Origin of the sequence: Pseudidiomarina sp., assembly GCF_033722695.1 — a bacterium.
Taxonomy (GTDB): domain Bacteria; phylum Pseudomonadota; class Gammaproteobacteria; order Enterobacterales; family Alteromonadaceae; genus Pseudidiomarina.
This window is the reverse complement of sequence record NZ_JAWVYM010000014.1, coordinates 15,939-37,273: the sequence shown is the minus strand read 5'-3', so window position 1 is coordinate 37,273 and position 21,335 is coordinate 15,939. Positions and strand designations below refer to the sequence as shown.

Here is a 21,335-nt window from a genome sequence, read left to right as displayed (position 1 = left end):
AAATGCAGCTAAACACCTAAGCTCGGGGAGCTTTATGATAAACATCCGCGCCATGACTCTGATGCGTGGCGGCAAGCTATTGTTACAAGACGCTGATATTACCATTTTTCCGGGCCATCATGTGGGCCTGGTAGGCCGTAATGGCACCGGCAAGTCCTCGCTGTTTGCTCTGTTACGGGGCGAGCTCCAGGTCGAGCAAGGCAACTGCGAGGTGCCGCAAGGCTGGCGTATCGCCAGTGTCCGCCAGGAAACTCCGGCGCTAGACCAGGCTGCTATTGAATACGTTCTGGATGGTGATACGGAGCTACGGGCCCTGCAAAAAAAGATCGCTGATGCCGAGCATCGTCAGGATGGCCATGCCATCGGCCGGCTGCATGATGAGCTGGGCACCATTGGCGGCTATGACGCCAATGCCCGCGCGGCCAGTCTGCTGGATGGCCTGGGTTTTACGCCGGCCCAGATCCATCAGCCGGTGCAGGCCTTTTCCGGCGGCTGGCGGATGCGCCTCAACCTGGCGCAGGCACTGATCGCCCGGGCTGACTTGCTATTACTGGATGAGCCCACCAATCACCTGGACGTTGATGCGATTTTCTGGCTGGAAGACTGGTTGCAGCGCTTTCCCGGTACCCTGATGGTGATTTCCCATGACCGGGATTTCCTGGACGCCATCGCCCAGCAAATTATTCACATCGAGCACCAGCGGGCGACCAGTTACAGCGGTAATTACAGCAGCTTTGAGCGCCAGCAGGCCGAGCAACTGGCGCAGCAGCAGGCGCTATTTGAAAAAGAGCAGGCACAGAAAAAGCACCTGCAAAGTTATATTGATCGCTTCCGCTATAAAGCCAGTAAGGCCCGCCAGGCGCAAAGTCGTATCAAGGCGCTGGAACGCTTGCAGGCCAGCGCGCCCATGCTGGCCCGCAGTGGTTTTAACTTCAGCTTCCGCAAACCAAATCAGTTGCCCAACCCGCTGCTAACCCTGGATAAGGTGCAGGCGGGCTATGGCGATCTTACGATTCTGAAAGACATTAAATTTAATCTGGTGCCGGGCAGCCGTATTGGGTTGCTGGGCCGCAATGGTGCCGGTAAATCAACGCTGGTTAAGTTACTGGCCGGTGAGCTGAAGCCCCAGGCCGGGGTGGTGCAACTCAACCCCGGCGTGAGCCTGGGCTACTTTGCCCAGCACCAACTGGAGCTGCTGGATTCAAAGGCCACACCGCTACAGCATTTGCAGCGTCTGGATGAAAAAGCAACGGAACAACAACTGCGCGATTTCATCGGCGGCTTCGGCTTCTCCGGCGATATGGCCAGCTCGCTGGTTGCGCCTATGTCTGGTGGCGAGAAGGCGCGACTGGTACTGGCGCTGATTGTTTACCAGAAACCGAATATGCTGTTGCTTGATGAGCCGACCAACCACCTGGACAGCACCATGCGCGAAGCCCTGGTGTTCGCCCTGCAGGATTTTGAAGGCGCTATGGTCATTGTTTCGCACGACCGGCATTTGCTGCGCACCACAGTTGATGAGTTTTACCTGGTGGCAAATCAGCAGGTGAATCCGTTTGACGGTGATCTTGACGCCTATCATGATTGGCTGAAGCAACAAGTTTCGGTGTCAGCCCCCCCCTCAGAGGGGGGGGCTGACACCGGTTCCGGCAAGGTGGATCGGAAGGTCGAGAAGCGGCTGGCGGCAGAGCGCCGGCAGGCCCTAAAGCCTCTGAAGGACAAGCTGCAAAAGGCTGAGAAGCAGATGGCTGAACTTGAATCAACGCTGGAGCAGTTAAATAACCAACTGGCGGATAACGGTCTCTATGAAGCCGCGCGCAAGGCTGAACTGACCGATCTGTTGCAGCAGCAAGCGACACTCCGGCAACAGCTGGAACAAACCGAAGCGACCTGGATGGAAGCGGCAGAAACCCTGCAACAGGCGGAGGATGCGAGCTAATGGAGATCCCCTGGCAGCAGCTCGATGAGCAGACTCTGGAGAACCTGATCGAAAGTTTTGTATTGCGCGAAGGCACTGATTACGGGCTGGAAGAAAAATCATTGCAAGAGAAAGTTGCTGATGTGCGGCTGCAGCTGCAACGCGGTGAAGCGGTTCTGGTTTGGTCCGAGCTACACGAAACTGTGACTATTCTTCCTGCCGATGGTAGGTAAATACGTCACGCCAGTTTACCGCTGGGTCACCCATAATAATAAAGTTCGGGTTGCCAAGGTTCGGCTCCTGATTATAAGTAAGCGGAGCAAAATACTCGCTGGCAATGCTGCCACCCGCTTCACCGACAATCACCTCCGCGGCCGCAGTATCCCACTCACCAGTAGGCCCCACCCGTAAAAAACAGTCGGCCTTGCCTTCGGCAATCAGGCAGGCTTTCAATGAGCAGCTGCCAATCCGCTCTAAATCGAGCTGACGCTCAGCGGTCATCCGATCCAGCACCATAGCCTCGGGCTGGCGCCGGCTGATAGCAAGAGTCAGCGGGTCACGCTCGGGGTCATCAAGGTAACGCACTTCAACTTTACGCTTGCCATCGCGGTCCTGCTTATAGGTACCTTTACCCTGCTGCGCGCTGAACAGGACATCACCGACTGGCCAGTAAATGATGCCCAGCACCGGCCGGTTATGTTCAACCAGACTAATCACCACGCCAAAGTCGCCGCTTTGCCTGATAAATTCCTGGGTACCGTCAATAGGGTCAATAATCCAGTAGCGCGGCCACTTTCGACGCTCCTCAAAGCTACGATGGGAACCTTCTTCGGAGAGCACCGGGATATCTGGAGTTAAGTCGCCAAGGGCATCGAGAATCATGCGATTAGCGGCGAAATCAGCGCTGGTAACCGGCGAATCATCTTCTTTTTCAAAGGTTTCAAAATCTTGTTCCTGGTATAGCTCCAGGATCAGCGTACCAGCCCGCACTGCGATATCAGCGGCGCCTTCCAGCCATTCCGTGAGTTGATCAGGGCTGCTGTATTTGCGTGACTTGTTAGTCATGACCGTTACGTTCCCTTAGCATCATCAGCAACGCGGCAATACTGCGCGCCTCAGTGAAATCATCCTGATCCAGCAGGGCATCAACTTTTTTAAGCGACCAGGGCACCAACTCCAATGGCTCAGGTTCATCTCCTGGTAGTTGTTCGGGGTACAGATCGCGGGCGATAAAAATATGCATAGTGGCGGCAAAAAACTGCGGTGCCATGGTGACGCTCTTCAGCGGAATAAGTTCGCGCGCGCCAAAGCCGATTTCTTCTTTAAGTTCGCGGTTTGCCGCCTGTTCTGGGGTTTCACCCGCATCAATCAGCCCCTTGGGAAAGCCCAGCTGATAGTTATGCAGGCCGGCTGCATATTCGCGAACCAGCATCAGGGTGTCGTCATCCATAAACGGCACCATCATCACAGCGCCACGACCGCTACCCTGCATGCGTTCAAACTGGCGCTCGACGCCGTTGCTGAACCGCAGGTCAATCGCCTCGATGCGTAATAGCCTGCTGCGGGCGACGGTTTGTCGGGTCAAAATTTCAGGAATTTGTTTGTGCGCCATTCGGGATCCGTTAAAGCTGGCTCAACCTGCATGATTTTAGTTACTATAACGGGAAAGAACTGCACCGCACAACCTAAAGGAGTCCTTAATGAGTCAGACCAAGACACAATTTGACGCAGTAGTGATTGGCAGCGGCCCCGGCGGCGAAGGCGCGGCCATGCAACTGGCAAAGAGTGGCTGCTCAGTCGTGATGATCGAAAAACACAGCTCCATCGGTGGCGGCTGCACCCATTGGGGGACTATCCCCTCCAAAGCATTGCGGCATTCGGTAAGCCGGCTCATCGAATACCACAGCAATCCGCTGTTTTCCAACGATCGTATTCAGCGTGGCCTGACCTTTGCTGAAATTCTTAAGCATGCTCAGGGCGTGATCCGTAAACAGGTGAATTTACGCAGCAGTTTCTACAACCGTAATGGGGTCACCGTAATCCACGGCACAGCCAGTTTTGAAAGCCCGACCTGTATTAAAGTGACCCAGGATGAGGGGGTTGAAGAATATATCGAAACCAAACAAGTGGTGATCGCCAGTGGCTCGCGGCCTTATCACCCGAAAGATGTCGACTTCAGTCATGCCCGGATTTACGATTCCGATACTGTGCTAGCGCTTGAGCATGAACCGCGCAGTATCATTATTTACGGCGCTGGCGTGGTGGGCTGTGAATACGCCAGCATTTTCCGTGGGCTTGGCGTTAAAGTTGATTTAATCAATACCCGCGATCGTCTGCTGTCCTTCCTGGATGCCGAGATTTCCGATGCATTGTCCTATCATCTGCGCAATAGCGGCGTGGTGATCCGCCACAATGAAGAATATGAAAGCATTGAAGGCACCGATGAGCATGTGGTCATGAAAACCAAATCGGGCAAGCGTATCGTTGCTGACTGTCTGCTTTATGCCAACGGGCGCTCGGGCAATATTGAAGAGCTGCAGGTTGATAAAGTCGGTCTCGAGCCGAATTATCGCGGGCAGTTGGAAGTTTCCAAGCTCTACCAGACGGCGGTGGATAACATCTATGCGGTTGGCGATATCATCGGCTATCCGTCACTTGCCAGTGCCGCTTATGATCAGGGCCGTATCTGCGCAACCGCAATGCTATCCGGTGACTGTGCCCAGCGTTTGAAAAGCGATATTCCCACCGGCATCTATACCATTCCGGAAATCAGTTCAGTGGGTAAAACCGAAGAAGAACTGACGGAACAGCGAGTTCCTTATGAAGTTGGCCGGGCGCAGTTTAAACACCTGGCCCGGGCGCAGATATCAAATATGGCCGTCGGCAGCCTGAAGATCCTGTTTCACCAGGAGACTAAAGAAGTGCTGGGTATTCATTGCTTCGGTGAGCGGGCGGCGGAAATCATCCACATCGGCCAGGCCATCATGGAACAAAAAGGTGATGGCAATACCATCGAGTATTTTGTCAGCACCACCTTTAACTACCCCACCATGGCTGAAGCCTATCGGGTGGCGGCACTGAACGGGCTCAACCGCTTACGTGGCTGAGCCTGTGGAACTGGCCACCGGCAGCTCCACCCGTACCTGCAAACCGCCGAGTTGTTCGCTGCGGCCCAGACTAATGTGGCCGCGGTGACGCTCAATAATCCGTTTCACAATTGCCAATCCCAACCCTGACCCACTGGTCGCACGGGCCTTATCGCCCTGGGTAAAAGGCAGTAACAGATGCTCCACCTCACCGGCGGGGATACCCGGCCCATCATCACTGACACTAAACCAGACCAGCTGCTGCTCCGCATCAAAGCCAGTATCAATCTGAATGCGTTGGCGCCCGTAGCGCTCAGCATTTTCCAGTAAATTCACCAGCACCCGCTTAATCGAAATTGCCCGCACCGGGACATCCGGAATGGTCTGGTAGTTCACGCTGATCACCGACTTCCAGGTATCCGGCACGTGCCCCACCACATCTTCAATCAGATAATTCAGGTTCTGGGTTTCATTATCTGCTGAGGTATCCATCCGCACATAGTCAATAAACTGATCAATGATGGCGTTCATATCATCGATATCGCTGATGATGCCTTCGGCCAGAAAGTCTTCGCTTGGTGGCATCATTTCAGTGGCCAGTCGGATCCGGGTCAGTGGCGTGCGCAGGTCATGGGACACCCCGGCCATCAGCAACGCGCGGTCCTGCTCCAGCTGCTGCACCCCTTTGGACATCTGGTTAAAAGCCTGGGTCACCGCAATCACTTCGGTTGAGCCGCGCTCTGGCAGCTGCTCAGGCACCTCGCCGCGGCCAATTTTGCGGGCTGCTGCCTGCAGTGCTTTAAGCGGGCGGTTTTGCCAATTGGTAAAGAGCATCCCGCCCAGCACACTGAGGATACCAATAAGGATGAGGTAGAACATCAACGGCGAGAAGCGCGCCTCATCAAAACTGTCGAGTTCCATCTGCAGCCAGTAATCCGGCATGCCTTCAGTATGAATCCAGACCTGATAATTCTGGCCCTGAGAAATCCGCACTTCAGCCTCAGTACCCAGCAGGCGACTCATTTCTGCGGATAGAAAGTTATAACCTGTGGTTTGAGTGAGTCCCTGCTGCAGCGCTTCTTTCTGGCTCATTAAGCGAATGCCGGTAGCGGCAGTGTAGGCTCGCGCCAGCTCCCGTTTCTCGCTCATGGTCAGGCGACTATCGGTTAGCCAGCGATCCAGGGTGAGCACCCCTTCTACCTGGCGGGCCACCACCGAACTAATTTGCTGCATGCTTGGCTTAACCACGTACAAGCCCACCATGATGTATGACACCACCTGGTTGATCAGTAGCAGACAGGCAATTAATGCAACAGTGCGGGCAAACGCGGAACGCGGCAGAATTCGCATCACGGCTTACGCCGGCTTGCTTTCGCCGTCGGGTACGAATACGTATCCGAGTCCCCATACGGTCTGGATATAGCGCGGGTTGGCCGGGTCCACTTCAAGCATCCGCCGTAGCCGGGAAACCTGCACATCAATGCTGCGCTCCAGCGCACTGTAGTCACGGCCGCGTGCCTGGTTCATCAGCTTGTCGCGCGACATCGGCTGGCGCGGATGAGTAACCAGCGCTTTGAGCACTGCAAATTCACCACTGGTCAGCGGCATGGGCTCATCGCCGCGGAACATTTCGCGGGTACCCAGATTCAGCCGGAAGTCACCAAATTTGATCTGCTCATCACTGTTCGAGGGCGCCCCGGGGATTTCTTTACCACGACGGCGCAATACCGCCCGGATCCGGGCTAAGAGTTCACGGGGATTGAACGGTTTGGCAAGGTAATCATCGGCACCCAGCTCAAGGCCGATGATGCGGTCAACCTCATCGCCTTTGGCCGTCAGCATAACGATCGGGATGTCGTTATTGCTCTGCCGTAGCCGGCGACAAATGGATAAGCCATCGTCACCCGGCAGCATCAGATCGAGCACCATCAGGTGGAAGTTTTCACGCTCAAGCAGACGATCCATTTGCTCACTCTGGGCGGCGGTGCGCACATAAAAGTTCTGCTCGCTCAGGTAACGCTCCAGCAGGCTACGCAGCCGCGCATCGTCGTCGACGACCAGAACCTTGAAGGTTTCCTGTGACATTTCGTATTCTCCGTTAAACAGGCATCTGCATTTACTATAAAAGAAGCAGCGGGTTTTACCAATAACCGCAATGTAACACCACGCTGCTTTTTGTTTCCAAATGTTTTACTGCGGCTTGTTCTTCACAAATTCGTCCAGCCAGTTGGTGGTTTCCCACAGCATGTGCAGCACCGACTCACGGGCGCGGTAGCCGTGCGATTCCAGCGGCAGCATCACCAGCCGGCTGGTGCCGCCAAGGCCTTTAACCGCCTGATACAAACGCTCACTCTGCATCGGAAAGGTGCCGGAGTTGTTGTCATTCATGCCGTGGATCATCAGCAATGGCTCATTAATTTTGTTGGCATGGAAAAACGGGGACATGGTCACATAGAGTTCAGCGTCATCCCACACCGTGCGCTCTTCACGCTGAAAGCCGAACGGTGTCAGGCTGCGGTTATAGGCGCCGCTGCGCGCTACTCCGGCGGTGAACAGATCGCTGTGTGCCAGAATGTTAGCCGTCATAAACGCGCCGTAGGAGTGGCCACCCAGCGCGACGCGCTGCGGGTCAGTTACGCCCCGATCGACACCAGCTTTGATCACGGCTTTACCGTTCATGACTAACTGCTCAATAAAGCTGTCGTTCGGCCGCTGCGCGCCTTCGCCGACAATCGGCATAGTCGCCGCATCCATCACCGCATAGCCCTGGGTGGCCAGGAACTGCGGCGTCCAGTAGCTGATGCGGTTGAATTCATAAGGTGAGCCCGACACCTGTGCGGCAGCGGATGAACTCTTATATTCGCGCGGATAGGCCCAGACGATAGTCGGCAGCGGGCCATCTTTTTCTTTATCGTAGCCGGCCGGCAGGAATAGCTTGGCCGACATCGCCAGACCATCTTCGCGCTCATAGTGAATCAGCTCACGGCTAATGCCCAGCGTATGCGGCATCGGATGGGGCGTATTCGTCAGAGCAGTCAGCGTATCCTGTTGCAGATCCCGGACATAAAAATCGGCCGGTTCATCCACGGCTTCCCGACGGGTCAGGAAAGTCAGTTGCGCCGGATCAATTAAGTCCATCGGCTCTTCGTAGTAAGGCGCTTCTGAGCGCCACAGGCGTTCGGTGCGGCCATCACTCAGGTAGTAGCGATCGATAAACGGCCGGTCGCCTTCGTCAGACGCACCGTCACCGGTCAGCAACATGGCGCCATCAGCCAGATACAGCAGGCGACGACCATCGCGCATAACGATTTCCGGCGTACCCGGATTGTTGTACCGGTCTTCCCATGAACGCTCCCACACCAGCCGCGGTTCGTTAGCACCGGTGGTGTCGACTAACCAGAGCTTTTCATCACGATCCGCCCACCAGCGTTCCCACACCAGCGCGTGCTGCGCGTCGGCGGCCAGTAACCGGGCATAACGCTTGCTTAAATCAACCAGCTTTTGCGGTTCGCCGGTAAATGGCGCTGCCAGTTGAAACACCTGATCCCGGATTTCGGCTTCGTTGGCCGGGTCACCACCGTCAGTGGCCTGGGCCCAGATAAGGGTCGCGTCAGCGTCATTGCGCCAGCTGATATCACGCCGGCCGGTTACCACGGCATCAAAAGCAATCGGCAGATCATCAGCCAGCGGCTGATCAACCACCTGATAAATGGTGCGGCCTTTGGTATTCCAGACATCCGTAGTGCGGGCAAAACGATAGTGCGGCACCGCATAGGAATATGGCGCCTGCAGGGTAGTCACCAACAGATAATCGTCATTAGGCGACAGGCTGATATCGTCAATCACGGCCGGGATATTCAGCTCGGTGGTTTTACCACGGGTGCTGATATGCATAACCTGGCTGGTAAAGTAGTAGTCAAACAGGGCTTCATCGTATTTGCCCTGTAACAGATCCTGATAGGTTCGCGCTGGTGCGCTGCGACCGCGGCTCTCGGTAATGATCGGCCCGGTGGGTACCGGATTGCGCTTGGGTTCTTCGCCGCGGTTATTGGGTACCGTCAGTACGTACACACCCTTGCTGTCATGGCTCCATTCAATCTGGCTGCCCCACACCGCATTGATTTTTTCCTTGCTCCACTGCTTTGCCTTCTGTTTGGCAACATCCACATGCCACAAATTCACCGCATCATCGTTCATCTGTAAAAACGCAAAAGCTGAGCTGTCAGGAGCCCAGGATAAGCCGATGACTTTAAGATTTTTTGGCAGACCTTTGATGGCAGCTTCGTCGCCACTGTTTACGTCGATAAGGCTCAGCTTATTAATGTAACGGGCTTGGCTGATGCTGTTATTGGCCGGGTTAATACGGCGTCCAGCCAGTTTGTACTCAGGTGCGGCCAGATCGCTGATCTCCGGTAATGCCGGATAGCCGGTGACCACCAGCAGACGGCCATCAGGGCTCAGTCCTGCGCCGGGCGACGGTGCTGCATCAACGATATCAATAATTTCCTGAGCCGGTTTCTGGTAATCCAGCTTCACCGGGTTCGCTGCAGCACTCTGCAGCCCGGCTATTAGTGCCAGCCCGCCGACCAGCGCCAGCAGTTGCGTTACTTTCTTCATATTTGTTACTCCGCCTGGTTAAATCCGCGTGTGATCAATGCCTCGACATCGATGCCCTGAGGTAAGGTACCATAATTCCCATGCGGCTGGTCGCCCAGCCGGCTGGCACAGAACGCATCAGACAGGTTGTTCGGCGCATGCTGAACCAGCAGCGCCCCCTGCAGGGTTAGCGCCAGCTGATCAACGATGCTGCGCGCCCGATATTCCATATCGCTGGTGTCAGCGAACGCATCCTGCAGCCGGCTAACGGCCTGATCCAGATAGTTGTTACCACCCTGCGCCGCTTTGAGTTCAGCGAAATAAGCGTCCAGTACCTCGGGTTGCTTACTGATAGCACGCAGCACATCCAGACACTGGATGTTGCCGCTACCTTCCCAGATGGCGTTGATCGGCGCTTCACGGTACAAGCGCGGCATAATGCAGTCTTCCATCACCCCGCTGCCGCCAATACATTCCATGGCTTCATAAGCATGATTGGCTGAGCGTTTGCAGATCCAGTACTTACCGACGGGTACCGCGATCCGGGTCAGTAATTTCTCATGTTCATCATCGAGGTTATCCATAGCCCTGGCCATGCGCATGGTTAAGGTCATGGCCGCCTCGCTTTCCAGCGCCAGGTCAGCAAGCACGTTCTGCATCAGCGGCTGGTCGCTAAGTTTAGCGCCAAAAGCCGCCCGGTGATGACAATGGTGCAGGGCCTGAACTGCCGCCTGCCGCTGACCGGCCGAGGAGCCGATCATGCAGTCGTAGCGGGTCATCGCCACCATTTCGATAATGGTGCGCACACCACGGCCTTCCTCGCCCACCATCCAGGCCAGCGCACCCCGCAGTTCGGCTTCACTCGAGGCATTGGCAACATTGCCCATCTTGTTCTTCAGACGCTGGATCTGCAGCGGGTTCTTGCTGCCATCCGGCCGCCAGCGCGGCAGTAAAAAGCAGCTCACGCCCTTGGCGGTCTGCGCCAGCACCAGAAAGGCGTCACACATGGGGGCGGACACGAACCACTTATGGCCGACCAGCTCATAGGTCTGGCCCGGCCCCTGCTGGCCAATCGCATACGCACGGGTGGTATTGGCGCGCACATCCGAGCCACCCTGCTTTTCGGTCATCGCCATGCCGATAGTCAGGCCGCGCTTTTGGCTGTCCGGAACATTACGGGGGTCATAGTGTGACGACATAATCTTCGGTAGCCACTGTTCGGCCAGATCCGGCTGGTGCTGCAGCGCCGGTACCGCGGCGAAGGTCATGGTAATGGGGCAGCCATGGGCAGCCTCGACCTGCGTGTGCAGATAATATTTGGCGGCGCGGGCAACATGGGCGCCGGGCTTGGGGTCAGCCCAGGGACTATTGTGCAGGCCATTCTCAACAGCAATCTGCATCAGTTGATGGTAGGCGTCGTGGTATTTTACTTCATCAATACGATGCCCAAAGCGATCATGTGAGTGAAACTCGGGTTTGTTGGCGTTTGCCTTAAAGCCCAGTTCAATAATATCGCTGCGCCCGGCCAGCGCACCAAAAGTGGTGATGTCAGCGTCCGCCCAGCCAGCGTCTTCACGGCGTACCGCTTGCTGCAGGGCGACATCGGATTTATACAGGTTATAGTTTTCCAACGCCGGCGGCTGATTGAATACCTCATGGGTGCTGGCAAGAAACCTCTCTGCCTTGCTGAACGATTCTTTACTCATCGGGGATACTCCTTGCGCGTCAGCCCGGCCAGGCAAAACGCGATAATGTGATCGATGGTGGCATCGTGGTCAGTTAACGGCTCAGCCAGCGGACCCACCAAAGCTTCAGCTAACGCGCCAACCATGGCGGTACTGGTCAGCCGGGCATCCTGAGGCGGCAACTCACCGCTTTCCATGCCGAAGCTGATCACCTGCTCAAACAAGCGTGCGTAGCGCTGGCGATAGAGTAACCGCTGCTCATCAACCGCAGGATCAACGGGCTCAGCAATCAGCGCCCAGGCAGTGCGCGGTTTCAACAGGGCCCGCCGGGCAAATACCCGTAGGCCGGCTTCCATCCGCTCACTGCTTGGTCCGGGTTGCTGTAGCGCAGCCGCTACCTGGCGCACTTCCTGTTCAGTAGCAAGACGAAAATAATCAGCGAACAAAGCCTCTTTGCTGGCGAAATATCGATACAGCGTACCGGCCGCGATACCAGCCCGGCCAGCAATCTGGCCCATTTGCACCAGGCCAAAGCCACTTTCATCCACCAGTTCAGCCGTGGCCTGCAATATTCGCTGACGGGTTTTTGCTTTGCGCGCTTTTCCACGCTCCGTTTCACGATAGGCCATGACCAGATCTCAAAATGATATGCATATAAAGAAGTGAATCACGATTCATTTCTTTGGTCAAGCCAGTTGAATTTGTCATCGTCATTCTTTGCAACCATTGCTATACTGCCGGCAGCAACAATTCTGGAGACGTTATGCCTGATATAGTCATCGCCTTTTTTGCACTTGGTTTGCTGGCCGGGGTACTGAAATCTGATCTCAAGGTTCCAGGCTCGGTTTATGAAATTCTAACCATACTGCTGATGCTGAGCATCGGTATCAAAGGTGGCCTGGCACTCCATGCCGACGCCGCCAGTATTGAACTCAGCCAGCTTCTGTTAGTCGCCGCCCTGGGGCTAATTATTCCGTTGCTGGTGTATCCGGTACTGAGCTACGCGGTCAAACTGAATGCGGCCAACGCCGCCAGTATCGCCGCCCATTACGGTTCCGTCAGCGCCGGTACCTTCGCCGTCGCCTGGGCACTCGCAGAAACTGCCGGCATGCCGCTGGCACCGGAAACCACCCTGTTTCTGGTTATCCTTGAATTACCCGCAATTATCCTGATGCTGGCTCTGTATCAGCACCGCGATCCAAATATCGAAGGCTCGATGGCCGCCATCTGGATTGAAGCACTCACCAGCCGCGGCGTGATTTTGCTGATGGGTGGTGTGCTACTGGGGTGGATGTACGGTCCTGAAGGGCTTGCACCTATCGAAGGCGTGGTCGTGGGTGGCTTTAAAGCGTTCCTGTCATTGTTCCTGTTAGAAATGGGGCTTTGTACCGCCCGGGTATTCCAGCCGCTGCCCTGGCAGCATTGGCGCTTGATTATATTCGCAGCGCTGGTTCCCTTCCCGCTGGCCTGGCTCGGCCTGGCGGTCGGCTGGTGGCTGGACCTGCCAACGGGTAGTATCCTGGTGCTGGCTGCGCTCACGGCGAGCGCATCCTATATCGCCGCTCCGGCAGCGATCCGCGCCGCCATCAAAAAAGCCGATATCGGCCTGGCCATGCTCGCCTCGCTCGGCATCACCTTCCCGATTAACGTGCTGCTGCATCTGCCGCTGCTCGCCGCCTGGCTGGATAAGTAGCACAACCGCTACCATACCCGACAAGCCAGCAGGACCTTGCGCCTGCTGGCTAATCCCGGACTGAGCAACGGTGATCCTCAGTTCGATAAATGACTTACTCAGTGTCGACTTAAGAGCTATTCCACAATCAGCCAGAGCATCATCCTCGTCAGCCGCTGGACTTTGTCCATCCTGTGGCTCCGTTTTAGCGTTCTTGTCACTTAACAGAACCTCTGCAATAGCTGGCTCTTCTTGTTCGCCGGGCTTCAGGAGTTGATAGGAGGCAAATGCCAGAATCAGCATGCCAGCCAGGTAAATTTATTCTTAAGTATTAAACTCGAAAAGTCGCCTGATAAATTTAATGAAAGTCTGTTTTATTTGGCGATGCGGGTTACAGCAGTCAGAAGTTCAGCTGGCAACCCGATAAACACTGCGCTATTATTAAAAGGTACTACCCTCTGATACCCGGGAGATAAAATGGCCACATCGGTAAAATTAAATGACGATCTGAAGAAGCGCGTACAGCAGCTCGCCGATGTCAGGCAGCGCTCTGCGCATTGGATTATGCGTGAGGCAATCCATGATTATGTGGAGCGGGAAGAAAAACGCGAGGCTTTTAAACAGGATGCCCTGAATGCCTGGGAAGCTTACCAGAGTAACGGTCTTCACCTGACTTTTGCAGAAGCCGATGCCTGGCTGGCAAAACTGGAAGCGGGTGATGATGCAGAGCTCCCGCCATGTCACACCTGATTTGGTCTCCCGCTGCTCTTGGCGATGTAGAACGGCTGTACAATTTTCTCCTTGAAAAGGATGCGGCCGCAGCTCGTCTGGCGGTAAAAACCATTCGCACGGGTGTAAACATACTTGCATATAAGCCTGAGATTGGCCGTCCGATGGATGATATGCCACCGGAATTTCGAGAGTGGTTAATAGATTTCGGCAAAAACGGTTATGTTGCTTTATATCGCTATGACGGAAAAACTGCCGTTATTTTAGCTATCCGGCATCAGAAAGAAGCCGGATACTCATAAGGACCGCCTGATAAATTTATGAGAACCAACTTAATTACCCGTGCGGGCTACCAGAAGCTTGAGGCTGAATTGCAGCATCTGTGGCGGGTGGAGCGTCGCGAAACAACCGAGAAAGTGGCCTGGGCTGCCAGCCTCGGAGACCGCTCTGAAAACGCAGACTATAAATACAATAAGCAGAAGCTGCGCCAGATTGACCGCCGCATCCGCTTTCTGAGCAAGCGCCTGGAAGACCTCAAGATCGTTGATTACTCTCCCCAGCAGAACGGCAAAGTATTTTTTGGTGCCTGGGTGACTATTGAGAATGACGCCGGCGATGAGCGTCGCTTTCGCATTGTCGGGCCCGATGAAATTTATGATCGCAAGGATGTCGTCTCCATTGATGCACCTATGGCCCGCGCGGCGCTGGGCAAACAAGTGGATGATGAAGTCCGGGTTAATACCCCTGGGGGCACCAAAACCTGGTTTATTACTGAAATTAACTATGAGGTGAATGCCGATGCCTGAGGTGAAGCCGGAGTGTATCCTGGTCGTGGATCTTGAAGCCACTTGCTGGGACCAACCACTGCCCAGCACCGGCGAGAAGCAGACCGTCGATGATATGGAAGTGATTGAGTTTGGCTGCGCGCTGGCAACGGCTGATGGCGAGGTCTTAAGCTCGGCAAGCTTTATGGTCAAGCCGGTGGTTCACCCCGAGCTAAGTAACTTCTGCAAAGGCCTCACCGGTATTGAGCAGGAGCAGGTGGATGCTGCGCCCCGTTATGCCGAAGCCGTCGCGCAGCTGGACCGCTGGTTATCTGAGCAGCGGCAGCCGGATCTCTGGTGCAGCTGGGGCAACTACGATAACCGCCAGTTGCAGGCTGAAGAACGGCGTCATCAGGTAGCACCGGCATTTATGCAGTTGCCCCACTACAACCTCAAGCAGGTGTGGTGCCAGAGCCACGACAAGCCTATGCGCACCAGCCTGCGCAAAGCCCTGGCGTTTCACAATATGGAATTCAGGGGCCGGCTGCATCGAGGTATTGATGACGCCGAAAATATTGCCCGCCTGCTGCCCTATGTGAACTGGCAACTGGCCGAAGCATCTGAAAAATAAGCATTGCCGCTGAAACCCGCCAATTTTTTTATCCGCACCGCCCCTTAGCTGGCTCAGGCTGGTATACTTGAGCCCGTTTTTTTTTCAGCATGAGAGATACTATGAGCTCGATTACTCAGCAAATCGCGAACGAGTTAGCAGTCAGTTCGCAGCAAGTGCAGGCTGCTATCGCGCTACTTGATGACGGCGCCACCGTGCCCTTTATTTCGCGCTACCGCAAAGAAGCCACCGGCGGCCTCGATGATACCCAGTTACGTAACCTGGCTTCGCGCCTGAGTTATCTGCGCGAACTACAGGATCGCCGCGCGGTGATCCTCGCCAGCATCCGCGACCAGGGTAAGCTCACAGATGAACTGGAGCGGGCTATTCTGGGCACCGAGTCGAAGACTGAACTCGAAGATCTCTACCTGCCGTTTAAACCCAAACGCCGCACCAAAGGCCAGATCGCCATTGAAGCGGGCCTTGAGCCACTGGCCGACGCCCTCTTTACCGACCAGAATCTGGATCCTGAACAGCAGGCCGCTGAATACATCAATGCCGAAGCGGGCTTCGCCGATACCAAAGCCGTTCTCGAAGGCGCGCGCTTTATTCTGATGGAGCGCTTCGCTGAAGATGCGGCCTTGCTGAAGAAGGTTCGTGACTATCTATGGAACAACGCTGAAATCACCAGCACCGTGGTACCAGGTAAAGAAACCGAAGGCGCTAAGTTCCGCGATTATTTTGACTTCAGCGAAGGTTTGAAAAAAATACCATCGCACCGGGCGCTGGCATTATTCCGTGGCCGCAATGAGGGCTTCCTGCAACTTAAGCTTAATGCTGACCCGCAACAGGAAGATCCCAAAGCCCGCAGCTATGGCGAGCAACTGATTGCCGCTCATGTTGGCTTTCGCGAACAAGGTCTGCCGACCGATGCCTGGTTACAGCAGACCATTCAGTGGGCCTGGCGCATCAAGATCCTGCTACATATGGAAACTGAGTTGTTTGGAACGGTGCGTGAGCGCGCCGAACTAGACGCTATCCAGATCTTCGCAAATAACCTGAAAGATTTGCTGATGGCGGCACCGGCCGGCGCCAAAACCACTATGGGGCTGGATCCGGGCGTACGTACCGGCATTAAAGTGGCAGTCGTTGACAGCACCGGCAAGGTACTGGGCACCAATACCGTGTTCCCGTTCCAGCCCCAGAATCAGGTCGACAAGGCCATGCGCACCCTTGCCGGCATGTGTAAGCAACATAAAGTTGAGCTTATCTCGATTGGTAACGGCACCCACTCACGGGAAACCGACAAGCTGGTCGAGGCCATGCTAAAGGGCAACCCTGAGATCAAGGCCGCGAAAGTCATGGTCAACGAAGCCGGCGCTTCGATTTATTCGGCGTCCGAGCTGGCCGCCAAAGAATTCCCTGATCTCGATGTGTCCTTGCGTGGCGCAGTATCTATCGCCCGCCGGCTGCAGGATCCATTGGCAGAACTGGTTAAAATTGAACCTAAATCCATCGGCGTGGGCCAGTATCAGCATGACGTGAGTCAGGCGCAACTGGCACATAGCCTGGATGCGGTGGTTGAAGACTGTGTAAACGCCGTCGGCGTGGACCTCAACACCGCTTCGATGCCGCTGCTGGCCCGCGTAGCCGGCCTGAGCAAAACTATGGCACAGAATATCGTGGTGCACCGGGACACCAACGGCCGTTTTAACAGCCGTAAAGAACTGCTCAAAGTGGCGCGTATGGGTCCCAAATCGTTTGAACAGGCCGCAGGCTTTTTGCGCATTACCAACGGCGAACAGCCGCTGGACGCCTCGGCGGTTCACCCGGAGGCTTACCCCGTGGTGGAGCGTATCGCCAAGCAACATGACAAGCAGGTGGCGGGTATTATCGGCGATACCGGCTTTCTAAAGAGCCTGAACCCGGCTGATTATGTTGATGAGCGTTTTGGTCTGCCGACCATTAAAGATATTTTCAGCGAGCTGGATAAACCCGGCCGGGATCCCCGCCCTGAGTTTAAGACCGCGACCTTCAAAGAAGGCGTGGATACCATGCAGGATCTTAATCCCGGCATGACTTTAGAAGGCGTAGTCAGTAACGTGGCGGCCTTTGGCGCCTTTGTTGATATCGGCGTGCACCAGGATGGTCTGGTTCATGTGTCAGCGCTGGCGGATAAGTTTGTCAGTGACCCGCGTGAAGTGGTTAAAGCCGGCGATATCGTGAAAGTGAAGGTGCTTGAGGTTGATCTGCAGCGTAAGCGCATCAGTTTGTCGATGCGCCTTAACGATGAACCGGTAGCAGCGCCAACTGCTGCCGCTAAGCCTGCGGCTAAGGGGAATAAGCCGGCGGCTACGAAGCCCAAACCAGCTCCGGCACCCGCCGCCAACTCAGCGATGGGTTCAGCCTTTGCTGACGCCTTTGCTAAAGCTAAAAAGTAGCAAAAAAAAAGCAGCTGATTAATTCAGCTGCTCTGATGGCTTGCGCAGGCTGGCATTCACCAGTTCCCGGAACTGATGTCTGTGCTCACGGAAGGACTGCCGCAAGTCTTCAACCTGCTGCTGTAACTCATTCAGCGTGGGCACATGCATTTGCTCGGCTATCGCCTTGGCGCGCGCATCCAGCAATTGCTTACGTACCTGATAATACTGGCGTAGCTTGGCAATCAGTACATCATATTCGTTTTGCAACCGCTCCATGGTCGTTTCACAACTAATCCCACCCTTATTCCGCAGGGCTTTAAATTGCATTTCCAGCCGGGCTTTCTCGACCTGAAAGCCGTTAGTGCGTTTCAGGTTGCTGGTTAGGCCCAGCCAGCTGCAGCTACGGATCAACCATTTGGTGGGATCGTAATGCCACCAGCGGATACCGTTACGGTAATCGGCCGAGAAAATGTGATGGTAGTTGTGATAACCCTCACCGAAAGTCAGAAACGCCAGCCAGCCGTTATCGCGGGCGGTATTGCGATCGGTGTAGGTTTGCTTGCCCCAGATATGCGCCAGCGAGTTAATAAAGAAAGTGGTGTGGTGATTGATCACCAGCCGCGCAAAGCCAACCAACAAAATCGCACCCCAGATATCACCAACCATCAGACCCAGCGCAATCGGCCAGCCAAAGGTGGTCAGCAACGTCAGGGTCAGGTAATTACGGTGCTGCCACATCACGACAGGGTCGTTTTGCAGATCCTTGCAATTATCGTAGTTGCTATAGCGGGAGGCCTGATACTCACGCAGCATCCAGCCAATATGCGAATACCAGAAACCACGCTTAGCTGAATATGGGTCTTTATCGTTGTCATCCACATGCTTGTGGTGTTCACGGTGATCCGAGGACCAGTGCAGGGCGCTGTTCTGTACCGCCAGGGCACCACCTAGCGCAAATAAAATCCGCAAGCTCCAGTGGGCATCGTAGGTTTTATGTGCCCACAGCCGGTGATAACCGGCGGTAATCGAAATACCGGCAAAGCCAATGGTGGCGATCATCGCCACCACCAGGGTGGTTGAAAAACCATGAGTCAGCCCGTACCAGGGGACGCCGATAGCAGATACGAGAAAGGTAATGGTAAACACCAGCGTGGTAAGCCAGATTAAGGGGGGCTTCTGAATTTTTTCTGAGGACATATTCTCTGACAACATATAAAACAATAAACTTTAAGCTAACAAGTGTACGCTCAATTTACAGGGATTACCCCCCTAACGCAATGGTAATTACACTTATCTGCGATAAATTGCGTGAACACGCGTTCACTGACATAATCGGTTTTACCCAGCTCACTGAAAACAAACGATAAGCAGGACATTACGGCGAATGGCAGGTATCCGGGCACAACAAAAAGAAAAAACACGGCGCGCTTTAATTCAGGCGGCGATGAACCAGCTTAGCGCTGAACATGGCTACGCCAGCCTCAGCCTGCGCGAAGTCGCCCGGGAAGCGGGCATTGCTCCGACCTCGTTTTACCGACACTTTCAGAATATGGAAGAACTGGGGCTGACTCTGGTTGATGAAGGAGGGCTGGCACTGCGTCAGTTGCTGCGCCAGTCACGCCAGCAGATCGCCAACGGCGGTTCTATTATCCGCAGTTCAGTGCGTACCTTTATGCAGTTTGTTGGTAACAATAAAGCGATTTTCCGGCTGTTATTGCAGGAAAAATCAGGCAACTCACGGGACTTCCGTATGGCGGTGGTGCGTGAAATCGAACACTTTACCGCCGAACTGGTGGATTATCTGCTTGATGAGCAAGACTATCAGCGCGAGCTGGCGGAGCTGCAGGCTGATGCTATAGTGCGCATCGTCTTTGGTGCCGGGGCTGATGCGCTGGACGCCGACGCGCAGGAATGTGAGCGCCTTACCGAACAAACTATTCAACAGGTGCGCATTGTGGCGCGTGGCGCTGAAGCTACCCGGTTAGCGGCCAGACCCAGAGAATAACCGGAATCGCCACCGCCATAATCACCATGGTCAGCGGCAGGCCCAACTTCCAGTAATCCCCGAACACATAACCACCCGGCCCCATAACCAGGATATTCGACTGGTGGCCGATGGGCGTCAGAAACGGCAAGGCGGCACCGATGGCTACCGTCATCAGAAAGGGATCCGGTGAGGCTCCCAGGGTACTCGCCATACTCAGCCCGATGGGCGCCATCAGAACCGCCGCAGCAGCATTATTGACGATGTTCGACAGTAGCAATGTCACCAACATCAGTAAGCCGATACCGACGGCCGCCGGCGCCCCGCTACTGACCATCAGGGCACCCTGCGCGATGCTATCGGCGGCGCCGCTGCGCTCCAGCGCCGAGCCCAGGGGAATGGTCGCCCCCAACAAAATAATGATGGGCCAGTCGACGTTTTCATAGAGCTCCCGCACCGGCATAATATTGGTCAGCACCATAGCGCCGGCCGCCAGCGTGAACGCCACCGGCACCGACAGAATGTTAAAAGCACTAAGGCCAATAGCGGTAGCAAAAATCAGTAGCGGCAGCAGAATTTTCTTCTCGCCACCAATACGCATGCTGCGCTGTGCCAGCGGAAAACAGCCAAAGCGGCGGAATACATCGCTGAGAATTTCTTTATCACCCTGCAGCAGGAGTACATCGCCCGGCTTAAAGCGAATATTGCCTAGCTTCGGCTGACCGGCCTGCCCATGTCGTGCCACCGCCAGTACGTTCACGCCAAACCGATGGCGCAGGCGCATATCCGAGGCCGAGCGGCCAATCAGTCGCGAGTCCTGGCCGACAATACCTTCGATAACCTGAATCTCATCAGAGATCAGGAAGCGGTCGTCAATCTCTTCTTCAGCGTTGAGCTCGAGCCCGGTGACGTCGATGATCTCCTGCATGGTTTCGGTATCGGCTTCGATAATCAGCACATCTTCAGCGCGGATCCGCTGATAACGTGGCGGCGCGGTAATCAATTTTTTGTCCCGCTTCAACGCCACAACTGAAAAGTTTTCCTGCACCCGGGATTCGAGCTCATACAGGGTTTCGCCCACGAGACTGGTACTCGGCGGTACATAAAGTTCGGTCAGATAGGCACTTACATCGTAGGGTGAGGTCGACATATCGCGGCTTTTTTTCGCCGGAACCAGAAAACGGCTGAAAATCCACATGAAGACCAGGCCGACCACCGCCACGCTTAAACCAACCGGAGTAAAGTCAAAAATTCCATAGGATTCACCCAGGGCCTCGCGACGCAGATCCGCAATAATAATGTTCGGCGGCGTACCTATCATGGTGATGGTGCCGCCCAGCAGAGAGCCGAAAGCCATTGGCATCAGGACCCGCGAAGCATGACCCGCGCCACTGCGGGACAGCTGCAGAGCGACTGGAATCATAATAGCCATGGTGCCGGTATTACTGATAAACGCAGAGCAAAACGTGGTCAGCGCCGTCAGCGCAATCATTTGTGAAAACGGATTATCTCCCACCCGCTTCATAGTCACCGCCAGTTCATCGACTACGCCAGAGCGCCACAGGGCATGACTGATAACTAATACAGCAGCCACGGTAATGACCGCCGGATTACCAAACCCGGAGAACACCTCACTACGTGGCACCAGCCCTAGAATTGCGGCTGCCATTAACGCCATCATTGCGACGATGTCGTAGCGCCACTTTTCCCAGACAAAAAGCACCAGGGCGCCAATGATAATCACGCCTATAAGAATTTGGTCAACCATTACTGCTTCCGTTTTCAGTCAGTCTTTTAATTACTTAAGAGTGGCGGGATTTCTTGGGATGTCAATTCTTTTACTGTTAAGATTGGCTGGTTGAAAACAA

Annotated in this window: 19 protein-coding genes; 10 read left to right on the top strand and 9 right to left on the bottom strand. The window is 55.0% G+C overall.

All coding sequences use genetic code 11. The features are described 5' to 3' along the window. Window positions 1-34: 34 nt before the first annotated feature. Both R3196_RS06835 and R3196_RS06830 read left to right on the top strand, forming a co-directional pair. Window positions 35-1,939: an ATP-binding cassette domain-containing protein gene (locus tag R3196_RS06835; RefSeq protein WP_318936020.1), complete on the top strand. Its 1,905-nt coding sequence runs from the start codon at window positions 35-37 to the stop codon at window positions 1,937-1,939. Beyond that, complete coding sequence (locus R3196_RS06830) at window positions 1,939-2,151, top strand: YheU family protein (protein WP_318936018.1); 213 nt, start codon at window positions 1,939-1,941, stop codon at window positions 2,149-2,151. The genes R3196_RS06835 and R3196_RS06830 overlap by 1 nt, the downstream gene beginning before the upstream one ends. On the opposite strand, the gene cysQ is transcribed toward R3196_RS06830, so the two are convergent. Beyond that, complete coding sequence (cysQ, locus tag R3196_RS06825; protein WP_318936016.1) at window positions 2,126-2,983, bottom strand: 3'(2'),5'-bisphosphate nucleotidase CysQ; 858 nt, start codon at window positions 2,981-2,983, stop codon at window positions 2,126-2,128. The two genes, R3196_RS06830 and cysQ, sit on opposite strands and share 26 nt — an antisense overlap. After that, a complete protein-coding gene (gene nudE, locus R3196_RS06820; RefSeq protein WP_318936014.1) occupies window positions 2,976-3,530 on the bottom strand; it encodes an ADP compounds hydrolase NudE in 555 nt (184 codons plus the stop codon). The genes cysQ and nudE overlap by 8 nt, the downstream gene beginning before the upstream one ends. Before the next feature lie 88 nt (window positions 3,531-3,618). On the opposite strand from nudE, the gene sthA reads away from it, so the two are divergent. Beyond that, window positions 3,619-5,025, top strand: coding sequence for a Si-specific NAD(P)(+) transhydrogenase (sthA, locus tag R3196_RS06815; RefSeq protein WP_318936013.1), 1,407 nt, complete (start codon window positions 3,619-3,621; stop codon window positions 5,023-5,025). Here the strand turns inward: sthA and envZ are convergent. From envZ to R3196_RS06790, 5 genes are all read right to left on the bottom strand, one after another. Then, complete coding sequence (envZ, locus tag R3196_RS06810) at window positions 5,014-6,354, bottom strand: two-component system sensor histidine kinase EnvZ (RefSeq protein ID WP_318936050.1); 1,341 nt, start codon at window positions 6,352-6,354, stop codon at window positions 5,014-5,016. The two genes, sthA and envZ, sit on opposite strands and share 12 nt — an antisense overlap. Before the next feature lie 6 nt (window positions 6,355-6,360). After that, entirely contained in the window at window positions 6,361-7,089 is a 729-nt protein-coding gene (ompR, locus tag R3196_RS06805) for a two-component system response regulator OmpR (protein ID WP_318936012.1), read from the bottom strand. A gap of 105 nt (window positions 7,090-7,194) precedes the next feature. Beyond that, complete coding sequence (locus R3196_RS06800) at window positions 7,195-9,621, bottom strand: alpha/beta hydrolase family protein (protein WP_318936011.1); 2,427 nt, start codon at window positions 9,619-9,621, stop codon at window positions 7,195-7,197. Between the two features lie 5 nt (window positions 9,622-9,626). Continuing rightward, entirely contained in the window at window positions 9,627-11,306 is a 1,680-nt protein-coding gene (locus R3196_RS06795; RefSeq protein WP_318936010.1) for an isovaleryl-CoA dehydrogenase, read from the bottom strand. Further along, a complete protein-coding gene (locus R3196_RS06790; RefSeq protein WP_318936009.1) occupies window positions 11,303-11,914 on the bottom strand; it encodes a TetR/AcrR family transcriptional regulator in 612 nt (203 codons plus the stop codon). The genes R3196_RS06795 and R3196_RS06790 overlap by 4 nt, the downstream gene beginning before the upstream one ends. 134 nt (window positions 11,915-12,048) lie before the next feature. On the opposite strand from R3196_RS06790, the gene R3196_RS06785 reads away from it, so the two are divergent. The 6 genes from R3196_RS06785 (at window position 12,049) to R3196_RS06760 (ending at window position 17,501) form a co-directional block, all read left to right on the top strand. Continuing rightward, complete coding sequence (locus tag R3196_RS06785) at window positions 12,049-12,978, top strand: sodium-dependent bicarbonate transport family permease (RefSeq protein ID WP_318936008.1); 930 nt, start codon at window positions 12,049-12,051, stop codon at window positions 12,976-12,978. A gap of 456 nt (window positions 12,979-13,434) precedes the next feature. Further along, window positions 13,435-13,707 (top strand): CopG family ribbon-helix-helix protein, encoded by a 273-nt coding sequence (locus tag R3196_RS06780; RefSeq protein WP_318936007.1) that lies wholly within the window; start codon window positions 13,435-13,437, stop codon window positions 13,705-13,707. Beyond that, complete coding sequence (locus R3196_RS06775; protein WP_318936005.1) at window positions 13,695-13,988, top strand: type II toxin-antitoxin system RelE/ParE family toxin; 294 nt, start codon at window positions 13,695-13,697, stop codon at window positions 13,986-13,988. Before R3196_RS06780 ends, R3196_RS06775 begins: the two co-directional genes overlap by 13 nt. An 18-nt stretch (window positions 13,989-14,006) precedes the next feature. Beyond that, complete coding sequence (gene greB, locus R3196_RS06770; protein WP_318936003.1) at window positions 14,007-14,492, top strand: transcription elongation factor GreB; 486 nt, start codon at window positions 14,007-14,009, stop codon at window positions 14,490-14,492. Next, window positions 14,485-15,081 (top strand): 3'-5' exonuclease, encoded by a 597-nt coding sequence (locus R3196_RS06765; RefSeq protein ID WP_318936001.1) that lies wholly within the window; start codon window positions 14,485-14,487, stop codon window positions 15,079-15,081. The genes greB and R3196_RS06765 overlap by 8 nt, the downstream gene beginning before the upstream one ends. Window positions 15,082-15,182: 101 nt before the next feature. Further along, the gene (locus R3196_RS06760) at window positions 15,183-17,501 is read left to right on the top strand and encodes a Tex family protein (protein WP_318935999.1); all 2,319 of its coding nucleotides are present in this window, start codon (window positions 15,183-15,185) and stop codon (window positions 17,499-17,501) included. Window positions 17,502-17,519: 18 nt separating this feature from the next. Here R3196_RS06760 and R3196_RS06755 read toward each other — a convergent pair whose 3' ends face one another. Next, window positions 17,520-18,665, bottom strand: a complete 1,146-nt coding sequence (locus R3196_RS06755) for a fatty acid desaturase (protein ID WP_318936049.1) — start codon at window positions 18,663-18,665, stop codon at window positions 17,520-17,522. Between the two features lie 202 nt (window positions 18,666-18,867). Between R3196_RS06755 and fabR the strand changes: the two genes are divergently transcribed. Continuing rightward, entirely contained in the window at window positions 18,868-19,488 is a 621-nt protein-coding gene (gene fabR / locus R3196_RS06750) for an HTH-type transcriptional repressor FabR (RefSeq protein ID WP_318935998.1), read from the top strand. Here fabR and R3196_RS06745 read toward each other — a convergent pair. After that, window positions 19,457-21,235: an SLC13 family permease gene (locus tag R3196_RS06745; RefSeq protein ID WP_318935997.1), complete on the bottom strand. Its 1,779-nt coding sequence runs from the start codon at window positions 21,233-21,235 to the stop codon at window positions 19,457-19,459. The two genes, fabR and R3196_RS06745, sit on opposite strands and share 32 nt — an antisense overlap. Window positions 21,236-21,335: the final 100 nt, after the last annotated feature.